This is a genomic window from Streptomyces sp. NPDC021115, assembly GCF_044333065.1.
Classification (GTDB): Bacteria; Actinomycetota; Actinomycetes; order Streptomycetales; family Streptomycetaceae; genus Streptomyces.
In genome coordinates this window covers 452,303-471,975 of the sequence record NZ_JBIRQF010000006.1, presented here as the reverse complement: position 1 = coordinate 471,975, position 19,673 = coordinate 452,303, and the positions used below count along the sequence as shown (strand labels likewise).

17 protein-coding genes and 3 tRNA genes are annotated in these 19,673 nt (G+C 70.3%); 8 read left to right on the top strand and 12 right to left on the bottom strand.

The genetic code is table 11. The features are described from left to right. Positions 1 to 559: 559 nt before the first annotated feature. The 3 genes from ACH4TL_RS22030 (at position 560) to ACH4TL_RS22020 (ending at position 3,843) form a co-directional block, all read left to right on the top strand. Positions 560 to 991, top strand: a complete 432-nt coding sequence (locus ACH4TL_RS22030) for a hypothetical protein (RefSeq protein WP_398316211.1) — start codon at positions 560 to 562, stop codon at positions 989 to 991. Positions 992 to 1,125: 134 nt separating this feature from the next. Next, a complete protein-coding gene (locus ACH4TL_RS22025; RefSeq protein WP_398316213.1) occupies positions 1,126 to 3,075 on the top strand; it encodes a hypothetical protein in 1,950 nt (649 codons plus the stop codon). Positions 3,076 to 3,246: 171 nt separating this feature from the next. Further along, positions 3,247 to 3,843, top strand: coding sequence for a hypothetical protein (locus tag ACH4TL_RS22020; protein WP_398316215.1), 597 nt, complete (start codon positions 3,247 to 3,249; stop codon positions 3,841 to 3,843). 510 nt (positions 3,844 to 4,353) lie between these two features. Here ACH4TL_RS22020 and ACH4TL_RS22015 read toward each other — a convergent pair. The 4 genes from ACH4TL_RS22015 to ACH4TL_RS22000 form a co-directional block, all read right to left on the bottom strand. Further along, positions 4,354 to 5,601 carry a tyrosine-type recombinase/integrase gene (locus ACH4TL_RS22015; protein WP_398316217.1) on the bottom strand — a complete coding sequence of 416 codons (1,248 nt, stop codon included), beginning with the start codon at positions 5,599 to 5,601 and terminating at the stop codon, positions 4,354 to 4,356. 116 nt (positions 5,602 to 5,717) lie between these two features. Beyond that, positions 5,718 to 5,791 (bottom strand) — tRNA-Ile (locus ACH4TL_RS22010). Positions 5,792 to 5,982: 191 nt separating this feature from the next. Continuing rightward, a tRNA-Asn gene (locus ACH4TL_RS22005) sits at positions 5,983 to 6,055 on the bottom strand. Positions 6,056 to 6,060: 5 nt separating this feature from the next. Then, a tRNA-Asn gene (locus tag ACH4TL_RS22000) sits at positions 6,061 to 6,133 on the bottom strand. A gap of 204 nt (positions 6,134 to 6,337) precedes the next feature. On the opposite strand from ACH4TL_RS22000, the gene ACH4TL_RS21995 reads away from it, so the two are divergent. Together ACH4TL_RS21995 and ACH4TL_RS21990 are read left to right on the top strand one after the other, a co-directional pair. Beyond that, on the top strand, positions 6,338 to 6,610 hold the full coding sequence (locus tag ACH4TL_RS21995) for a YtxH domain-containing protein (RefSeq protein WP_398316219.1): 273 nt from the start codon (positions 6,338 to 6,340) through the stop codon (positions 6,608 to 6,610). Between the two features lie 25 nt (positions 6,611 to 6,635). After that, positions 6,636 to 8,081 (top strand): FGGY family carbohydrate kinase, encoded by a 1,446-nt coding sequence (locus ACH4TL_RS21990; RefSeq protein WP_398316221.1) that lies wholly within the window; start codon positions 6,636 to 6,638, stop codon positions 8,079 to 8,081. An 18-nt stretch (positions 8,082 to 8,099) separates the two neighbouring features. On the opposite strand, the gene ACH4TL_RS21985 is transcribed toward ACH4TL_RS21990, so the two are convergent. From ACH4TL_RS21985 to ACH4TL_RS21955, 7 genes are all read right to left on the bottom strand, one after another. Further along, positions 8,100 to 9,335: an RNA polymerase sigma factor gene (locus ACH4TL_RS21985; protein ID WP_398316223.1), complete on the bottom strand. Its 1,236-nt coding sequence runs from the start codon at positions 9,333 to 9,335 to the stop codon at positions 8,100 to 8,102. Between the two features lie 215 nt (positions 9,336 to 9,550). Continuing rightward, positions 9,551 to 11,491: a DNA primase gene (gene dnaG, locus ACH4TL_RS21980; RefSeq protein ID WP_398316227.1), complete on the bottom strand. Its 1,941-nt coding sequence runs from the start codon at positions 11,489 to 11,491 to the stop codon at positions 9,551 to 9,553. A gap of 67 nt (positions 11,492 to 11,558) precedes the next feature. Then, positions 11,559 to 12,854, bottom strand: coding sequence for an NAD(P)/FAD-dependent oxidoreductase (locus tag ACH4TL_RS21975; protein ID WP_398316229.1), 1,296 nt, complete (start codon positions 12,852 to 12,854; stop codon positions 11,559 to 11,561). A gap of 327 nt (positions 12,855 to 13,181) precedes the next feature. Further along, positions 13,182 to 14,627 carry a deoxyguanosinetriphosphate triphosphohydrolase gene (locus tag ACH4TL_RS21970; RefSeq protein WP_398316231.1) on the bottom strand — a complete coding sequence of 482 codons (1,446 nt, stop codon included), beginning with the start codon at positions 14,625 to 14,627 and terminating at the stop codon, positions 13,182 to 13,184. Further along, positions 14,624 to 15,391 (bottom strand): sirohydrochlorin chelatase, encoded by a 768-nt coding sequence (locus ACH4TL_RS21965; RefSeq protein WP_398316233.1) that lies wholly within the window; start codon positions 15,389 to 15,391, stop codon positions 14,624 to 14,626. The genes ACH4TL_RS21970 and ACH4TL_RS21965 overlap by 4 nt, the downstream gene beginning before the upstream one ends. A gap of 371 nt (positions 15,392 to 15,762) precedes the next feature. Further along, a complete protein-coding gene (locus tag ACH4TL_RS21960) occupies positions 15,763 to 16,218 on the bottom strand; it encodes a MarR family winged helix-turn-helix transcriptional regulator (protein ID WP_398316235.1) in 456 nt (151 codons plus the stop codon). A 34-nt stretch (positions 16,219 to 16,252) separates the two neighbouring features. Next, positions 16,253 to 17,233 (bottom strand): adenosine deaminase, encoded by a 981-nt coding sequence (locus ACH4TL_RS21955; protein ID WP_398316237.1) that lies wholly within the window; start codon positions 17,231 to 17,233, stop codon positions 16,253 to 16,255. 189 nt (positions 17,234 to 17,422) lie between these two features. Here ACH4TL_RS21955 and ACH4TL_RS21950 point away from each other — a divergent pair, with 189 nt between their 5' ends. Continuing rightward, complete coding sequence (locus ACH4TL_RS21950; protein ID WP_398316239.1) at positions 17,423 to 18,031, top strand: Uma2 family endonuclease; 609 nt, start codon at positions 17,423 to 17,425, stop codon at positions 18,029 to 18,031. A 76-nt stretch (positions 18,032 to 18,107) separates the two neighbouring features. Beyond that, the gene (locus ACH4TL_RS21945) at positions 18,108 to 18,791 is read left to right on the top strand and encodes a vancomycin high temperature exclusion protein (RefSeq protein ID WP_398316241.1); all 684 of its coding nucleotides are present in this window, start codon (positions 18,108 to 18,110) and stop codon (positions 18,789 to 18,791) included. 23 nt (positions 18,792 to 18,814) lie between these two features. Here ACH4TL_RS21945 and cutA read toward each other — a convergent pair whose 3' ends face one another. Then, the gene (cutA, locus tag ACH4TL_RS21940) at positions 18,815 to 19,138 is read right to left on the bottom strand and encodes a divalent-cation tolerance protein CutA (protein ID WP_398316243.1); all 324 of its coding nucleotides are present in this window, start codon (positions 19,136 to 19,138) and stop codon (positions 18,815 to 18,817) included. 108 nt (positions 19,139 to 19,246) lie between these two features. Between cutA and ACH4TL_RS21935 the strand changes: the two genes are divergently transcribed. Continuing rightward, complete coding sequence (locus ACH4TL_RS21935; RefSeq protein WP_398316245.1) at positions 19,247 to 19,606, top strand: cupin; 360 nt, start codon at positions 19,247 to 19,249, stop codon at positions 19,604 to 19,606. The last annotated feature ends 67 nt before the right edge of the window (positions 19,607 to 19,673 follow it).

Here is a 19,673-nt window from a genome sequence, read left to right as displayed (position 1 = left end):
AGGGCATCGGGGACTACCTGTCGACGAGGACGACTTGGCGCCCGGGGGCGCAGGTGATCCCGCCGACACTTCCCTGCGCGACGATCCAGTCACTGGACATCTCGGCAAGGCGCTGCGTCTTGGGCAACGCGATGCTGGGGGTCATTTTGCCAGGCACCGGTGCGCGCCCACGGTCACGCTGCAGCCGCTCAGGGGCCCATCTGAGCGCTTTCGACTCTGAGCGCCTTCGGCGCACTCACCTCAGAGACTGCGCCGTTCATCCGGCGCCACACATTCCACTGACTTCAGGACAATCGCCCACTGTCTCATTTTGGCCAAAGCTGTGCCCCAACTGAGCACGCGACTATGCACCCGTACGACTTCCGTCACTCGCCTCAACTTGCGTCACAGGATGCACACCAGGAATGACACATTCCGCATAATTGACAATTGCGCATTACATTATATAGCAAATATTTTCGATTGCCATGCTCCCTGACGCCGTCCACCCTGATGTGCCGAATATGCAGCCGATTTCTGCATGTCACAACGCACAGGAGAAATGCTCATGGGGGGCACAGTGGACATCATGCAGGTGGCTGGCATGGGAGCCGCCGCTCTCGTCACCGAGATGGTCAAAAGCACTTGGGAATCCGCACGCGACGCGGTGACCCGATTCTTTCGGAGAGGCGGTGAGGAGACCGCTGGGCAGGAGCTGCGTCTGATCGACGCGGCGCGCCTGCAACTCATCGAAAGCGCGGAGAGTGAGCGCGGCCCAGTAGAGGAGCGGCTGCGCGGAGAGTTGATGATCCAGTTGGCCGCGTTCCTGCAGAAGCATCCCGATGCCGCCACAGAACTTCAGGAGTTGGCAGACCGGATTCAGCAGGCAGACGGGGGATCCGGTGCACGGATGAGCGCGCACCACAACACCAACAGCCAGGTCGTCATCTCCGGCGGCCCCATCAACGCCGCCGGCGGCTTCCATTACCGGGCGCCGGAGGGAGGTCGGTGAGCGAGGAGACCGTTCCCGGGGGTGTCCCACCTCGGCTTCCGGCCGCATCTGTAGCCCCACCCGCGGCCGGCATGTGGGTGGGGGTACATGGCAACCAGAACTCGAGAATCATCGTGGCCGCGGGGCCGGTAACGATGACGAGCAAACCGCAGTTGCCCGTAGCCGACATCCCGCAGGCGGATCTCAACGTCGTCCGTCTGGCCTGGGTGGACCTGGATTCTCGCGATGAGAAGGTCTCGACAGCGGCTGGCTCCATCGCTCTGCTTACCGGAGAGGGGCCAGCGCTAGCGGTCATCGCCGGGCCTTCCGGCTACGGCAAACGCACGGCCGGTATCAGAGCCCTGTGGGAGGTCTCGCGGGCGCAACAGACCACCCACGGCAAGCCGCTGATTCTCCAAGAGATCCGCCCGGACTGGGAGAGGCCGGGGTTCCCGGACATCTCCGTGCTGCCCGACGAGCCGGGCACGGGCTATCTCTTGGACGTCGCCGCGGAGATCGTCTCCTGGCAGAGCCCCGGCAAGGTCGCGGACCAGTTGGTGAGCTACGCGGAGAACCTGCGCCAGCAGGGGTCGTTCCTGGTCGTCATCGCCGACGAATACGGGTGGCCCGAGGCGGGCTCCGGCACGCTGGCCCGTGTCCTCGTCCGCGCCAAAACGCGGCCGTACGCACACCGTGTGGCAAAGATGCATCTGGAGTACGCCCACCATAAGCCAGACCGGATCCGCTGGCTCAACACTGCCTCGTCGGGAACAGGGCTGATCGGCGAAGCCGCGCACCTGCTGACCGACAGCAGCAGTCCGGCTGACGCAGCCCGCCTGGCCGCCGCGCTGGCTTCCATCGACGGCTCACCGGAGAGCCTGCACACAGCGCTCGGCGCCTTCCAACAGTGGCACTCCCAAGTCCAGGAGGTCTTCAAGGAAACCGAAGACAAACCGGACGACCGTGCCCTGCTCATCGCCGCCTTGTTCCTCGATGGCAAGGACGCGCTTACCGTCCAGGACGCAGCCCGTTCCCTGCTGGGCGTGCCCCGCGAGACGGACGTACGAACGATCCTGACCGGACCCGACTTGACCACCCGCCTCAAGAGCATGGGGGCGAACGTCACGGGCCGGACCGTCACACTCGAACACCAACCCGGGTATGCCCGCGCTGTGCTGCTCCACCTATGGCAGCAACGAGCCGACATCCACCCGCCACTGTTGGCCTGGCTTGACGCCATCACCGCGCCGAAGGAGCCCGGCGCCGATCGGATGGCGGCCATCAGTGATCTCCTGGTCGAGCTAGCTGTCGCGGAGAGCGACATCCGCGTCATCGAGCAAATACACGCCTGGATCGACAACGGCGACAACAGCGCCGAGCACCGCCAACTGATCGCCCGAGTCCTCACAGTAGCCGCAGAGGCGGACACGCTGGGTTCAGAGGTGCGGTCCCGGCTGCTCGATTGGGCCCAGACAGGAACCGAGGCCGTGACCACTGTCGTGGCCCTGGTCTGCCAGAGCGAGTTCGCCGACCACTATCCGCGCCAAGCCCTGGTGCGCCTGCGGCACATCCTCGACCGGGGCGGCGAGCCGGATGACGCCGTACGGACGGCACAGGCCGCGTTGCGCGATATCGCCGGCCGAGACGGGCATCTGCCGCGGGTGTGGAGCGCGGTCATCAAGTGGGCCACCGAGAAAAGACATCTGGCCGGGCACCGAGCTTTTCTCTCACTCCTGGATCCGCGCGTCGACGCTTACGTTCTGCAGGTCATGCTGGCTGCCGCCGATCAGAAACCGGATGTCAAAGCGGCGTTGATCGAGGGCTGGAACGCGGCGTTGGCGGACACACGCGTCGACGCCGAATGCAGAGAGTTGCTGTCTGCCTGGGCTCAGGCGCGGAAGGCGGGGTTAGTGCCGCATGAGCAGGTTACGGACATCCTCAACCAGGTCGTCGTCCAGCACCTGTACTCCACACCGATCTCAGCTCTCATCTTCGGCGAGCCCGGCGTCCCCAACGATGAGGCTGTCATCGAGCTGCGCAAAGACCTCAGATTGCCCGCCGCATTGTCAACCGCACGCCTCAATCACAAGCCCGTGGAGTCCTGATCCGTGGCCTTTACACGATGGTCACGTCGCCGTTCGCGCAGAGCATTGCGACGCGGTCTAACTCGCTTCGAGGTCCGGCTGCGCAGCAGCTGTCGCGGGATCGGCTTCATCGCCCGCATCACGGCCACGGTCATCACTGAGCCGCCATACCCGGGCACGGACGAGGAGATCGTGGTTTCTGTTCGCACCATGCTGAGACAAGCGGCGGCCGACGTCTCCGAGACCTGCGACCCAACCGACCTCGACGCGGCGCGAGATGTCTGTAGACAACACCTCGGCCGCCTTCGCTTTCTGCCAACCGATCCTCCCGTCGAGTTCCAGGCCAAGCTCACGCTTGATCTATCGCCCGCCGACCGGGCTGCCATGGAGGCTCTGCTCGCCGCGCAGCGCCGACAAGCCGTGACTGATGTCCTGCGACGGCAAAAGACCGAGGCGCTCGCTGCGGAGCTGGCCGACCCCGCGGCTGTATGGATGCGGTGGATGGAGCAGGAAGACGCCGACTGGACTAAGCCCCCCAACGCCGACACCGTCACGGAGATCGCGGAAGCCTTCGGCCGGTATCGCACCGATCGTGAGCGAACCATCGAGCACGAGGCACTCGAAGTACTGCGCGACTTCCTCAGCAGCTTCCCCGACCCCGCTCAGAAGCGCATGTTGTACACGCTCTTGGCTGCGGGCATGCACGGTGCACAACGACCGCAGCACGCCGCCAAGGCAGAAGCACTGCTCAACGGCAGCACGCCGCATGCCCCGGAAAGCAGCTCATGACGCCAAGGACAGGGGCTCGTTCCGCATGCGCGATCCGGCGCCGCCGATGAGTAGCGGCATCCTGCGGTGGCTCTTGTCACCGCGTACGAGCTGGCGTGCATGGCATCTGGTACGAGCCAGCCACGGCAACGTCTCCTTCGACGCGGCGTGGCGGCACACCAGGGTTGTCCACCGCCCTGAGGAGCAGCCCTACCAGAGGCATGGGCATCTCCCCAGCGGGCACCGGACGGAGGATGGCCACCCCCCTCACGGCCCCGGTCCGACTACTGAGCGGTCTCGACGACGGTTCCATCGGCCCAACGGGCAAGGAGGAGACTGAGAGCGCGCCGCAGCCGCAACAGGCTGGCCACGCAGCGTCTGGTGGCCAGCCTCCGACAACCGCTCAGCAGTCGGCGTCCATACTGCGGCCGATAAGGCAACTCCGGAACCACACCGGAGAAAGACAGCGAGTTGAGGCCTTGACACGCTCAAGGAGATCGCGGAAGAAGGCTTGGCAGGCCAGCCCATGGCTCATGCCACGCTCGTCAGGTCCTCGGCAGTCGGCGACATTCCCACGGGGCTCATGGCCCACTCCACGGCTGCTACCACCTCGTCGTCCGCGGAGTCCAGAAGATGGCCGTATCGGTCGACCGTGGTGGTGATCGACTCGTGCCCGAGCCTCCCTTGGATCACGGGCAGCGGGACCTTCCCGGCGATCAGCCACGAGGCGTGCGTGTGGCGGAGGTCGTGGACGCGCGGCCGCTTCGTCAGGCCGGCGGCGTTGGCAGCGTCGAGGGCGGGCTTCCACCGGTGGGCGAAGAAGTAGCCCGAGTGCCAGGACTGTCCGCCGGGAGCGGTGAAGATCAGGTCCTGGGGGTGCTTGCCCAGGCATACGCGCTTGAACAGCGCCACCTGGTCAGGGGTGAGGACAAGCGTGCGGCGGGACTTCTTCGTCTTGGGAGCACCGAGGTACGTGCCACCCTCAGCTCGACGCTTCCAGGCGCGTTGTACGCGGAGCGTGGACCGCTTGCCCGTGAAGGTGAAGTCGCGCGGCTGGAGCGCCGTTACTTCGCCCCACCGTAGGCCGGTGCCGATCAAGGCATCGACCAAGTCGACGGCGTCAGGCTTCAGGTGCGCGCGGAGGAGTGCGTACTCTTCCGGTTCGAGGAAGACCTCTTCGTCTTCAGCCTCGTCCCTCTTCGGCAGACGCGTGTACGCGCACGGGTTGGAGTCGCGCAGAGGCGGGTCGGCGGTCACCGCGGCCTGGAGGACGCTGAAGAGCAGTCCGTGGAGGTTGGCGATGGTCTTCGGCGCGTAGGCCCGTCGCTCGGTACCGGGCTCGTGATGCGGGCCCGGGCGCCCGTGTTTGAGGTCGTTGATCCACTGGCTGACGTGGTCGCGTGTGATCTTGTTCGAGCGGTCTGAAACGGCCAGGTCCCGGAACCACGGGATCATGTGGTTCTCGATGAATCTCTGGTAGTTGGTGCTCGTGTGCTCGGATATGTCCGTGAGCAGCTCGACGTACCGGTGAGCGTAGGCGGGGAACATCTCCTCGGCGGGGCACTCCGACTCGTCCGGCTCGACGAATCCCTCGCCCTTGACCCAGCCGGGCGGCCATTGCTGTCCGTGGCCGTTCACCAGATCGCGGAAACGTTTCGCCGCAGCCAGGTCGTCGAAGCTCTCGCGCTGCCACTTGCCCTCACGGGCCCCGCTGGCGCGCCAGACGACCCCGTGGACCGCGGCGCCAGACTGCCGCTTGTAGGTCTTGATGTGCGCCATGCCAGGCACCGTAAAAGGAGGGCGCGGGACAACGCGTGAGGCAAATGTGAGGCAAGAAACCCGGGCGAGACAGCGCCCGGGCTCCGTTTTCGCACGTCAGAAGGTTTTTCCTCAGGTGGGGCGGGTGGGACTCGAACCCACGGCCGACGGATTATGAGTCCGCTGCTCTAACCGGCTGAGCTACCGCCCCGTAACGGCGCGTCGTGCACATCTGTGCGCGCCGTCTGCCGCAGCATAGCCGCTCATACGATCTGTTGCTTCGGCGGGCCGATGTTGGGCGCCCGCATGCCGTGGATCAGCCCTTGGTCAGGGGGTGAGCGCGGCGTGAACAGGGGATGAGGGCATGAAAAAGGACCCCGCGAGGGGTCCTCTCCCGTGCTGCTCCCCCGACTGGACTCGAACCAGTAACCCTCCGGTTAACAGCCGAATGCTCTGCCAATTGAGCTACAGGGGACCGAGCTCCCCCGACTGGACTCGAACCAGTAACCTGCCGGTTAACAGCCGGCTGCTCTGCCAATTGAGCTACAGGGGATTGCTCCGTGTGCCTCGACCGCGCCCCCGTCCGGGGTTCCCGGAGGGCGTGCGTTCGCTGCGACACATACATTAGCGCAAGCAGGGGGGTGCTCCGCCAATCGGTAGGGCCGCGGATGATCGGAGGGTGATCTGCGGCGCGTGCGGGTAGACGTGCGGCACGACTCCGGGGTCCGATTCGAAGGACAACCAGAAGGGCAGGTCGATGCGCTACCGGCTGACGTTCATGAGCGGGTTGGCTGTGGGTTACGTGTTCGGCACGCGGGCCGGCCGCGAGAGGTATGAGCAGTTGCGTGCGTGCGCGCAGCGGTTCGTGCAGAACCCGGCCGTCCGCAACACCGCCGAGTCGGCCGCGCTGGGCGGCCGGGAGGCCGCCACGAAGGCGCTCGGCAAGGTGCGGCCGCTGCGGGACAAGATCGCGCAGCGGGAGTCGCGCTCCGCGGCGCAGGAGGACGACTGGGGCACCAGCAACACCTAGCCGCCGCGGTGGCATGATCTGGTCCATGGGGATAGTCGCCGGGTTGGACAGTTCGTCCGAGAGCACACGGATCGTCGTCTGCGATACGGATACGGGTGCCGTACTCAAGCAGGGGTACGCGCCGCACCCGGCACCGTCCTCCGGCGGTTCACCCAATGACGTGGACCCGCAAGCGTGGCTGCTCTCCCTCGGGGAGGCCGCCGAGGGCGGGTTGCTGGAGGGGGTGCAGGCCATCGGCGTCTCGGCGCAGCAGCACGGGCTGCTGGCGCTGGACGGGAGCGGGGCGCTGGTGCGCCCCGCCCAGATGGGCAACGACCGGCGGGTGCAGTCCGCGGCCGCCGATGTGATCGAGTCGCTGGGCGGGCGGGCGGCGTGGGCCCAGGCCGTGGGCGCGGTGCCGACCGCCGCCCAGGCGGTGGCGAAGCTGCGCTGGTTGGCGCGGTCGGAGCCGGACGCGGCGGGCCGGGTGGCCGAGGTGCTCCAGCCGCACGACTGGCTGGTGTGGCAGCTGCTCGGGCGGCCGCTGCGGCGGACGACGGACCGCGGTACGGCCTCCGGCACCGGCTACTGGTCGGCGGCGACCGGCGCCTGGCGGCCGGATCTGGTCGAGCTGGCGCTCGGGCACCAGGTGCGGCTGCCGGAGGTCATCGGACCGGCCCAGGCCGCCGGGCAGACGCCGGAGGGGCTGCTGATATCGGCCGGTACGGGCGAGACCATGGCCGCGGCCTTCGGTCTTGGCGTGGGGGTCGGCGACGCGGTGATCTCGCTGGGGGCCTCGGGTTCGGTCTTCTCCGTCCACCACGAGGCGCTGGCCGACCACACCGGCACGATCCTGTCGTACGCGGACGCGACCGGGATGCATCTGCCCGTCGTGCACACGCTCAACGCGGTGCGGGCGCTGCGCGGTACGGCGGAGCTGCTGGGCACGGACCTGGAGGGGCTTTCGGCGCTCGCGCTGAAGTCCACGCCCGGGTCGTACGGGATGGTGATGCTGCCGTATCTGGAGGGCGAGCGGACCCCGCACCTGCCGCACACCGCCGGGACGCTGACCGGGCTGCGACGCGAGTCCATGAAGCCGGAGCATCTGGCGCGGGCCGCGTTCGAGGGCATGCTGTGCGGGCTCGCCGACGCGCTCGACATCCTGCGCGGGCGCGGGGTCGGGGTGCGCCGGGTGTTCCTGCTGGGCCCGGCGGCCGATCTCCAGGCGGTACGGGCCATCGCGCCCGCGCTGCTGGGCGCGCAGGTCGTTGTGCCGCAGCCCGCCGACTACGCCGCGCTGGGCGCCGCCCGGCAGGCCGCGTGGGCGCTGGGCGCGGCGCAGGGGACGCTGTCCCCGCACGAGCCGCCGCGCTGGCCCGCGGCCGCCAGCCAGGTGTTCGAGCCGGGCGACGACCTGGCGGTGGGGCAGGCGGTGCGGCAGCAGTACGTGGCGGTACGGGAGCAGACGCATCCGGGGGCGTTCGAGGCGTAGGCGTAGCCGTGGCCGTGGCTAGTCGAGGTAGCCGCGGAGCTGGTCGGCGAAGGCGTGGTCGCGGAGCTTGTTGAGGGTCTTGGACTCGATCTGGCGGATGCGTTCCCGGGTCACCCCGAAGATCCGGCCGATCTCCTCCAGGGTGCGGGGGCGGCCGTCGGCCAGTCCGTACCGCAGCTGGACGACCTTCCGCTCGCGCTCGCCGAGCGTCGACAGCACGGCCTCCAGGTGCTCGCGGAGCAGCAGGAACGCCGCGGACTCGACCGGTGAGGCGGCGTCGCCGTCCTCGATGAGGTCGCCGAACGCGACGTCGTCCTCCTCTCCGACCGGCGCGTGCAGCGACACCGGCTCCTGGGCGAGCCGCAGCACCTCGCTCACCCGCTCCGGGGTGAGGTCGAGCTGGACCGCGACCTCCTCGGGGGTGGGTTCGTAGCCGCGTTCCTGGAGCATCCGGCGCTGGACGCGGACGACCCGGTTGATCAGCTCGACGACATGGACCGGCACCCGGATGGTCCGGGCCTGGTCGGCGAGGGCGCGGGACATGGCCTGGCGGATCCACCAGGTCGCGTACGTCGAGAACTTGTACCCGCGGGCGTAGTCGAACTTCTCGACCGCTCGGATCAGGCCGAGATTGCCCTCCTGGACGAGGTCCAGCATCGTCAGGCCGCGGCCCACGTAGCGCTTGGCGACGGAGACGACGAGGCGCAGGTTGGCCTCGATCAGGCGGCGCTTGGCCATCCGGCCGAGGACCACCAACCGGTCCAGGTCTAGGGCGAGTTGGCTGTCGAGGTCGGGTGCGGAGGCCAGCTTCTCCTCGGCGAACAGGCCCGCCTCGACCCGGCGGGCCAGCTCGACCTCCTCGGCTGCGGAGAGCAGCGGAATCCGGCCGATTTCGCGCAGGTATTGGCGGAAGAGGTCGGAGGAGGGGCCGGTGGCCTCGGGGCGAGTGGCGCGCTCGGCGGGGCCGTCTTCAGGGCCGCCCTCGGGGCCGCCCTCGGGTTCGGTGTCCGGCTCGGTCTCGGGTTCGGCTTCGGCTTCGGCTTCGGGGACTGGTTCGGCGGCTGGTGCGGTGTGCTGCGCGGGTGGTTCCGGGGGCTCCATGCCCGACGGTGCCAGGGACTGCGGCGGCGCGGGGGTGGCGTCGGCGAGGGTCTGGGTCTGCACGGGGGCGACCTCCAGGGTGATCGCTGCTGAGGCGGCAGAACGATCGGGTACGGATGCGCCGGCCACGCCGCCGTCCGTCCCGTACATCATGAGCGGATCTGCGGGGGATCCCGGCCTACCCGGCCAACACCGCCGCGCTCCGAGGACTCAGGCACCGCAACCAGTGTGGAGTACGACACACGCCCGCCACGAGGGGCGTGCGGGCACTTTTTACGCAGCGGCCGGTGACCGCGCGGTTACGCGACGTCCGCGACGCCCGGCGGTGGCCCCGGCCAGAGCCAGGCCGGATCCCGGCTACGGCCTGGCTAGAGCGCCGCCGCGCCCTGGGTCTGGAGGGACTGGGCGTACTGCTGGAGGACCCACAGCTCGTTCTGGACGGCGGCCAGATGGGCCGGATCGGCGCGCTGGCCCAGCCGCTGAAGGGTGCCCTGGACCTCGGTGATGCGGTGGTTGACGGCGGCCTGCCGGACCCGGACCAGCTGCTCGCCCGCGTACGCCTCGTCTGCCTCGCGGCGGGTGTGCAGGGGCTCCACGGCCAGCTCGGTGACCATGGCGCGGACCGTGTCGTCGGGGGCGGCCTCGCGGACCCGGCGCAGATAGTCGGCGTCGGCGGCCTCCGCGCCGCCCGCGGCCTCGATGGCGCGGCGCACGGCCGCGTAGGGCGGGGCGGTGAACTCGTCCTCGCCGTAGGCGTCGAAGGCCGGGGAGACCAGCTCGGGGCGCTGGAGGGCCAGCTTCAGCAGCTCGCGCTCGACCCGGCGGGCCGGGCTGCGGAGGTTCAGCGCCGGGCCCCGGGGGCCGGGCGGAGCCCCGGGGCCCTGGGGCTGGCCGGGCCCACCTGGGCCGCCCGGGCCGCCGGGCGGGCCGGTCCGGCGGGCGCGCTGGTCGGGGCGCTGGTCGCCGCCGCGGCCGCGGTCCCGCGCCCATCGGGCGAGCTGGCTGACACGCTGGACGACGAACTGGGTGTCGAGGATGCCCAGCAGCCCCGCGAGGTGGACGGCCGACTCGTGCTGGATAGAGCTGTTCTTGATACCCGCGACGACCGGTGCGGCCTCGTCGAGGGCGGCGGCGCGGCCAACGGCCGTGTCGAGGTTGTGGCGGGCGACGATCTGCCGGATGGCGAACTCGAAGAGCTGGGTGCGGCTCTCGACCAGCGCCTTGACCGCGTCGTCGCCCTGCGCGAGCCGCAGCTCACAGGGGTCCATACCGCCCGGGGTGATCGCGATGTACGTCTCGGCGGCGAACTTCTGGTCGTCCTCGAAGGCGCGCAGGGCGGCCTTCTGGCCCGCCGCGTCGCCGTCGAAGGTGAAGACGACCTCGGCGCCGGAGTTGTCCATCAGCAGCCGCCGCAGGATCTTGATGTGGTCGCCGCCGAAGGAGGTGCCGCAGGTGGCGATGGCGGTCGTCTCACCTGCCAGATGGCAGGCCATGACGTCCGTGTACCCCTCGACGACGACGGCCCGGCTGGTCTTGGCGATGTCCTTCTTGGCGAGGTCGATCCCGTAAAGGACGTGGGACTTCTTGTAGAGCGGAGTTTCGGGGGTGTTGAGGTACTTGGGGCCGTTGTCGTCGTCGCGGAGCTTGCGGGCGCCGAAGCCGACGACCTCGCCGGTGATGTCGCGGATGGGCCACATCAGGCGGCCGCGGAAGCGGTCGATGGGGTTGCGGCGGCTCTCCTGGGCGAGGCCGGAGAGAAGGAGCTCCTGGTCGGTGAAGCCGCGGCCGCGCAGGAAGCGGACGAGGTGGTCCCAGCCCGCCGGGCTGTAGCCGACGCCGAAGTGCTGGGCGGCGGCCTGGTCGAAGCCGCGCTCGGCGAGGAACTTTCGGCCGATCTCCGCCTCGGGGCTGTCCAGCTGCTCGACGTAGAACTGCGCGGCCGCCCGGTGCGCCTCGACCAAGCGGATGCGCTCGCCCTGCTGGCGGCCGGGCGTCGCGCTGCCCTGCTCGTACCGCAGGGTGATCCCGGCCTGGGAGGCGAGTCGCTCGATCGTCTCGGCGAAGGAGAGGTGGTCGATCTTCATGACGAAGTCGACGGTGTCGCCGCCCTCCTGGCAGCCGAAGCAGTAGTACAGCCCCTTGCTGGGGCTGATCTGGAAGGACGGTGACTTCTCGTCGTGGAAGGGGCAGAGCCCCTTGAGATTGCCACCGCCCGCGTTCCGCAGCTGGAGGTATTCGGATACGACGGCGTCGATCGGGACCGCGTCCCGCACCGCCTTTACGTCGTCATCGTTGATCCGGCCTGCCACGCGTGAATTCTACGGCCGGGGTCCGACACCGATGTCCGGCCCGGTCGGACCCCGGCCCATAGGTGGCCTACGGCACCAGGGAACTCAGCGGGACGGACGGGTCGGCGAGGGCGCCCGGGTCGGGCTGGGCGCCGCTGCGGATGAGCTGCTGGATGGGCCCGGTGACGTCCCACACGTTCACGTTCATCCCCGCCAGCAGCCTGCCGTCGCTCAGCCAGAAGGCGATGAACTGCCGCTTGCCGACGTCGCCGCGGATCAGGACCTGGTCGTACGAACCGGGCGGCGCGTAACCGGAGTACTCCAGACCGACGTCGTACTGGTCGGAGAAGAAGTACGGCACCCGGTCGTACGAGATGTCCTGGCCGAGCATGGCGCGGGCGGCGGCCGGGCCGCCGTTCAGCGCGTTCGCCCAGTGCTCGACGCGCAGCCGGGCGCCGGGCGGGAGGGCGGCGCGCACCGGCGTGTCTTCGAGGAAGGCGAGCGGGGCGGAGGCGGCGTCGCCGGTCGCGAAGATGTCCGGGTCGCTGGTGCGCAGCGCCGCGTCGACGGCGATGCCGCCGCCCACCGCCCGGTCCACCACGTCCAGCCCGGCGGCCTCGGCGAGGGCGGTGCGCGGGGCGGCGCCGATGGCGGCCAGCACGCTGTGACAGGGGTGCTCCTCGCCGTCGTCGGTGAGGGCGGCGAGCACCATGCCGTCCTGGCCGGTGATCCCGGTGAGCTTGGCGCCGAAGTGGAAGCGGACGCCGTGCTCGCTGTGGAGGTCGGCGAAGAGGGCGCCCAGTTCGGGGCCGACGACGGAGTGGAGCGGCGTCGGCTCGGGCTCGACGATGGTCACCTCGGCGCCGTAGCCGCGGGCCGCGGCCGCGACCTCCAGGCCGATCCAGCCAGCGCCCGCGATGACCAGCTGCCCGTTGTCGCGGCCGAGGCTGGTGAGGACGCCCTTCAGCCGCTCGGCGTGGGCGAGGCGGCGCAGATGGTGGACGCCCACCAGGTCGGTGCCCGGGATGTCGAGGCGGCGCGGCTCGGCGCCGGTGGCCAGCAGCAGCCGGTCGTAGTGGATCCGGGTGCCGTCGCCGAGGGTCACGGCCTTGGCGACGCGGTCCAGGTGGGTGGCGGGCTGGCCGAGGTGGAGCTCGATGTCGGCCTGCGCGTACCAGGCGGGTTCGTGGACGAAGACGCTGTCGCGCTCCTGGCTGCCGGTGAGGAAGCCCTTGGACAGCGGCGGACGCTCATAGGGGTGGTCGCGCTCGTCACAGATCAGGATCACCCGGCCGGTGAAACCCTCTGAACGAAGGGTTTCCGCGGCTTTCGCCCCGGCCAGACCCCCTCCGACGATGACGAACGTCTGGTGTGCGTCGACCACTTGTTTTCCTCCTCGCTGCCGGGCGGTGCCTCTGCGTTTGCTTCTACCCCGGTCGCGTCGACCAGTCGCATCAGCCGGAGCTTTGGCCATAGGGAGCCACCGGGGAGCCTCCCGCACCAAGCGGAGCGGGGGAAGGGGGCCGTGCGGAGTGGCGGGAACGGGTCGCGGGCGGGCCGGGTGCGATCACTTGGTGATCGCGGGCGGTCGGGTGCGGTCGCTTCCGTGCGGAGTGTGGGGGCGGGCTTGGGTGCCGTGCCGGGTGTGGGTGCTGTGCGGCATGCGGGGTTGGGTGCGGGGGCGGGGGTTGGGCGGGGGTGCTGTGCCGCGTCATACGTGGCGTGCCGAGCGCGGCGCCGTGAGGCGGGCGTGGAGGGCGCGGGCCGAGACGTCCGTCAAGGCGGCGATCTGGTCCACGATCGCGCGCAGCCGCCCCGCCTCGTCGCCCGCCTGGTCGGCCGCGTCGAACAGGGCGTGGAACTGCGGGTCGAGCCCGTCGGGGGCGCGGGCGATCAGCGCCTCGCCCAGCTCGGCGATCACGACGCGCTGATCGGCGCGGACCAGCTCCTGGTCGGCGCGCTGGATGACGTAACGGTCCGCGACCGCCTTGAGCACCGCGCACTCCAGCCGGGCGTCACGCGGCACCACCAGCTCGGCGCGGTAGCGGGTGAACCGGCCCGTACCGTACGCCGCCCTGGTGGCGGCCTCCGCGGCGAGGCAGAACCGGCCGATCAGCTGGCTCGTGGCGTCCTTGAGGCGGGCTTGGGCGACGGACGTGCCGTCGTAGCCGTGCGGCCACCACTCCTGGTCGAGCAGCCGGTCCAGCGCCTCGGCCAGTTCCTCCGGCTCGGCGCCCGGCGCGTAACGGGCGGCGGCGACGGCGAACACCTCGCGCCGCTCGGGCTCGGCGAGCAGGCTGTTCGGGTCGAGGTGGCCCGCGTGGAGACCGTCCTCGACGTCGTGCACCGAATACGCCACGTCGTCCGCCCAGTCCATGACCTGGGCCTCGAACGGGGTGCGCTGGTCGGGCGCGCCGCGCCGGAACCAGGCGAAGACCGGCAGGTCGTCCTCGTACACCCCGAACTTCGGCGAATCCGGGTCGCGGGGGTGACCGCCTCGTGGCCAGGGGTATTTGGTCGCCGCGTCCAGGGCCGCCCGGGTGAGGTTGAGGCCGACGCTGACCGGTTCACCGGTCTCCGCGTCGGGGACGAACCGCTTCGGTTCGAGCCGGGCCAGCAGGCGCAGCGACTGGGCGTTCCCCTCGAAGCCGCCGCAGTCGCGGGCCACCTCGTTGAGGGCCTGCTCGCCGTTGTGGCCGAAGGGCGGGTGGCCGAGGTCATGGGCGAGGCAGGCCATCTCCACCAGATCCGGATCGCAGCCGAGGGCCGCCCCCAGTTCCCGGCCCACCTGGGCGCATTCGAGGGAGTGGGTCAGCCGCGTGCGGGGCGTGGCGTCCCAGGCCGGGGTGCGGGCACTGGCGCCGAGGTCCGCGTCGGTGGCCGGGGCGGCGGGCACGACCTGCGTCTTTCCGGCCAGTCGGCGCAGCGCGGCCGAGTGCAGCACGCGGGCCCGGTCGCGCTGGAACGCGGTCCGGCCGGGCCGCTTGTCCGGCTCCTGGACCCAGCGCTCCAGGTCGGCCGCGTCATAGCCGGGGGTCGTCGGCGTGGTGCCGCGGTCCGCGGGGCTCTGTCCGGTGCGGTCCGGGGTGCGCTGTCCGGGGCGGTCCGGGGTGCCGTCCGGGGTGCGATCTGTCGTACGACCTGCTCTGCGGCTCATACACCGACAGTAACCGCCCGGTACGACAGCGGAGCACCGGCGAGGGCCTGTTCGTAGCGGTGGAGCACCAGCCGGGCGACGGCCGGATGCGCGCCGAGCGGGGCGGCGGCGATGCCGGGAGCGGCGTCCGCGCACTGGGTGGCGAAGCGGCCGGGGGCGGTGAAGTACGAGGCCACGGCGATGTCGCGGTGATGCGGGGCGGGCGCGATGGCGCGTACCGCTTCGGCCACGGTGGGGGCGGCGGCGGAGGCGTACGCCGGGACGACGGGGGTGCCGCCGAGCCGGGCGCTGAGCAGGGTGGCGGTGGCGTCGGCGTCGACGGCCGCGTCGGGGTCGCGGGAACCGGCGGCGGCGAGGACGACGGTCTGTTGCCGAGTGCGTGGCCGCCACCCGGCCTGCGTCAGGCGCGCGTGCAGGGCCTCGGCGAGGAGCGGATGGGGGCCGAGGGGTGCGGCGATGCGCGTGGTCAGGTGGGCGGCGTGTGCGGCCGCCGCGGGAAGGTCCTCCTTGACGTGGTAGCCGCGGCCGAGCAGCAGCGGTACGAGGACGGCCTCGCCGCGGAGCGCGGCGAGGGTGTCCGCGAGCAGTGGCCGGTTCAGCTCGATGTGGCCGAGCGTCACGGGGATGTCGGGCCGCAGGGCCCGGACGGCGTTCACGAGTGCCGTCACGCTGCGCAGTGCCGCCGGGTCGCGGCTGCCGTGTGCCACGGCGACCAGCGTCGGGGGACGCCTGCCGGAGGAAAGGGGTGAACGCAACGCTGTCATGGCGTGACTGTCGCAGGGGCGTGTTGCCTCGCCGTTGCGCGGCCGTGACGGGTGATTGCGCGGACTTCACGGTGGGGGGTGCGGGGTGCTGAGGTGCGGTGGTCGGTGGGTGCGCGGTCGGTTCGGTGGTGGGTGCCGGGTGCGGGGCCTCCGGGGCAGGGCCCTGGACTCGTATATTTCTGGCGCCGGTGCCCGGAGACGTGGAGTGGGCCGGAAGTAGGCGCCACAAATACACGTCATCGTCCAGGATCCCACCCCTGCGACCCCGCCCCCTCCCACCGGATGGCGGCCACCCGCCGGTTCCGCTTCCGGTCCGCCCGGCGAGGCGACCCCGCCCGCCTCACGTTTCGTCGGCGGCCACCCGGCGGGGGTCAGTGGTGCCAGGCGTGGCCGCCGGTGTTGTGGATCATGCGCTGGAGGACCTTGAGGGTGGTCACGTAGTCCTCGTCGGGGATGCCGTCGTGGATGCGCTTCCGCGACGCCGCCTGGCGTTCGGCCGCCCGGGCGTAGAGCGCGCGGCCCTCGGGGGTGAGGTGGAGGCGTTCGTCGGTGGTGGTCAGCAGGCCGCGGTCGAGGAGGGCGTCGATCTCGGGCTCCAGGTCGGCGCCGACGTCCAGATAGCCCTCGAGAACGGCGCGCACCTCGACGCGGGTGCGGCCGTCCTCGCCGCCGTCGTGGGCCTGGTTCAGCACCCACCACTGGGGCTGGCTGAGGCCGAATTCCGAGAGCCCCGCGCGGATGTAGGTGACGACCGCCTTGGAGGCGGCCCAGCTCCAGTAGCCGATGGGCTGGCGGATCAGTTCGGTGTCGCTGTGTGAGTACTCCATGGCGACGAACGTAGAAGTTGAACCAAAGTTGAGGTCAAGACGCGTCGAGTTCCTTCAGGTACGCGACCCGTGTTTCGTCGTCCAGGAAGGAGGCGCGGAAGGAGTTGCGGGCCAGGGTGCGCAGCGTCGCCTGGTCGAGCCCGAGGGCGTCCCGTACGGCGGTGCAATTGTCCTCCACGTAGCCGCCGAAGTAGGAGGGGTCGTCGGAGTTGACGGTCACCAGCAGGCCGGCGTCCAGCATCGCGGGGAGGGGGTGGTCGGCGAGGTGGTCGACGACGCGGAGGCGGACGTTGGAGAGGGGGCAGACGGTCAGCGGCACCTGGTCCGCGACCAGCCGCGCCACCAGGGAGTCGTCCTCCAGGCAGCGGACGCCGTGGTCGACGCGGTCCACGCCGAGGATGTCCAGCGCCTCCCAGACGTACGCGGGCGGCCCCTCCTCGCCCGCGTGCGCGACGCACTTCAGCCCGGCCTCCCGCGCCAGCGCGTACACCTCGCGGAACTTCGACGGCGGGTGGCCGACCTCGGCCGAGTCGAGGCCGACGGCGGTGATGCGGTCGAGGTAGGGGCGGGCGGATTCGAAGGTGGCGAGGGCCGATTCGGCGGTCTCGTCCCGCAGGAAGCACATGATCAGGCGGGTGGTGATGCCGTGGGTGAGCGGTGCGGCGTCGAGGGCGCGGGTGAGGCCGCGGATGACGGTGCCGATGTCGACGCCGCGGGCGGTGTGCGCCTGCGGGTCGAAGAAGATCTCGGCGTGCCGGACGCCCTGCTCGCGGGCGCGGGCGAGGTAGGCGTTGGTGAGGTCGGCGAAGTCGTCCTCGGTGCGCAGAACCGCCATCAGCGCGTAGTAGAGGTTGAGGAAGTCCTGGAGGTCGGTGAAGGAGTACGCGGCGCGCAGCTCGTCCTGGGTGGCGTAGGGAAGCTCGACGCCGTTGCGCTCGGCGAGCGCGAAGGCGAGTTCGGGCTCCAGGGTGCCCTCGATGTGGAGGTGGAGTTCGGCTTTGGGGAGCGGCGGCACGGCTGGGATCACCTGCTGGTTTCGCTGGTAGGGGACGACTCCCCAAGGCTATGCGGACTGGGGCGCATCGCTCGTTCGGGGTAATGCGAACGGATAACGGATGCGGGTCACGGACCGTCGCTACGGTGAGGCCAAGAGTACGCTCCGTAGCAGATGGAGGATGAAGTGACCGCGATATTGGAGCGGCCGATGACCACAGACACGCCGGACGCCGAGGAGCCCCTGAAGGGGTTCGACGACCTGCTCCGGGCCACGGAGGAACTGGATACACCGGACGGCTTCAAGGCCGAGCTCATCAGGGGGAAGATCGTCGTGTCGCCGTGGTCGAGGCCGTATTACAAGCTGCACATGAGGTCGCTGCGCCTCCAGCTTGCGGCCCATGTCCCCGAGGGGCATGACGCGGACACCTCGCCGTTCCTCTTCAGCTTCGCCTCCTCCGAGCGTGCCTACGGACCGGACCTGCACGTCGCGGACTTGGCGGCCTTCCGCGGCACCGCGCGCCACGTGGACGGCGATGCACTGTCCCTCGTCGCCGAATTGACCTCGGTCTCCACTCGTGACGTCGACTGGCGGGAGAAGCTCGAGGTCTACGGTCGCCATGTGCCGGTGTATCTCGTGCTCGACATGCAGGCCGAGGAGATCACCGCTTTCTGGGACCCGTCGGACCACGGCTACCGGGCCCATATGACCGTCCCCTTCGGCAAGCCGCTGCCCGTCCCCGCTCCGTTCGGTTTCGATCTCGACACCAGCGAGTTCGTTGTGCCCGAGGAGCCCGAAGGGGACGACTCCGCCGAATAGCCCGGCGCAACCGCCGCGCCCCTTGATCGCGTCACACAGCGCGATGGTGCTGGTGGGGGGCCAAGGGGAGGCGGGCATGCTAGAACGGGCACGGCGGCGGTTGCCGCGGACGCGGGGTGGGTGGCGGCGGGCGTTTCAGGTGACCGTGCTCGTCAGCGTACTGGCGCTGCTTCCCGCGACCTGGCTGCGGCTGAGCACCGACGGGCGGGTGCGGGCGGCGGTAGGGGACGTGCCGTCGGCGCCGGTCGGGGTGGTGTTCGGGGCGGGGCTGTGGAACGGGGAGCCGTCGCCGTATCTGGCCCACCGGCTGGACGCGGCCGTCGCGCTGTACCGGGACGGAAAGGTACGCGCGCTGCTGGTCACCGGGGACAACAGCCGCGACGACTACGACGAGCCGAACGCGATGCGCGCCTATCTGGTGAAGCGGGGCGTGCCGGACCGGCGGATCGTCAGTGACTTCGCGGGCTTCGACACCTGGGACTCGTGCAGCCGGGCCCGGCGCGTGTTCGGGGTGCACCGGGCGGTACTGGTGAGCCAGGGGTTCCATATCCGCCGGGCAGTGGCGCTGTGCGGGGCGGCGGGGATCGACGCGTACGGTGTCGCGGTGGACGAACCGCACGACGTGACGTGGGGCTACGGCGGGCTGCGGGAGACCGTGGCGGCGAGCAAGGCGGCGCTCGACGCCACGTTCCGGCCCGACCCGCATTTTCTGGGACCCCGGGAGCGGGGTATCAGTGATGCGCTGGCGGATAACAGGTAGCGGGTGACAGATTTTGATTTCCGTCAGCCGATTGTTGTTTCCGCGACCACCCACGCCAGATAGTCCTCGCTGCCCTGGGTGATCGGCGTCGCGATCACTTCCGGGGTGTCGTAGTCGTGCGCCTCACGGATGTGCGCCTCCAGCTCGTCGTACCGCGCGGCGGTCGTCTTGAACAGCACCTGCCACTCGGCGGCGGTCTCGATGGTGTCCTGCCATCGGTAGACGGAGGTCACCGGCTGACTGATCTGCGCGCAGGCCGCCAGCCGGGCCTCCACGGCGCCGCGCGCCAGGGCCTCCGCCTTCTCGGGGGTGTCGGTGGTCGTCAGGACGGTCAGGTAGTCGGCCACGGCTGCCTCTCTCCATGTCGCGCGGGTGCGAACTGGCGCGCATCACGCTAGCCGGTGACGATTGAGGGAACCCGGCGACGATCAGATCAGGCCGATCTAGGGGCACTCATGGATGACCTCACCGCGCTCGCGCGCCACCATCTGGACCAGGCGAAGGCCGATCCGCACGGGCGCAGCGCACATCTGTTCCTGCACGACGGGCCGCTGCGGCAGAGCGTGATCGCGATGGTCTCCGGTTGCGAGCTGGACGAGCACAACGCTCCCCCGGCGGCGAGTCTGCACGTGCTGCACGGTCATGTGCGCCTCACCGGGAGCGGGGTGCGCACGGACCTCATCGCCGGGCAGGTGGAGCGCATCCCGCACGAGCGCCACGGGATGCTCGCGCTGGAGGACTCGGTGGTGCTGCTGACCGCCGTGACCGCCACCGTGGGCTGCCCCACCCCCACCGAGGACGCGGCGACCGCCTGAGCGGCACGAAAGCGCGCCGCCCGGCGTCGTACCGCGCTGACGCCGGGGCCGGCGCTCGGTCCCCGGT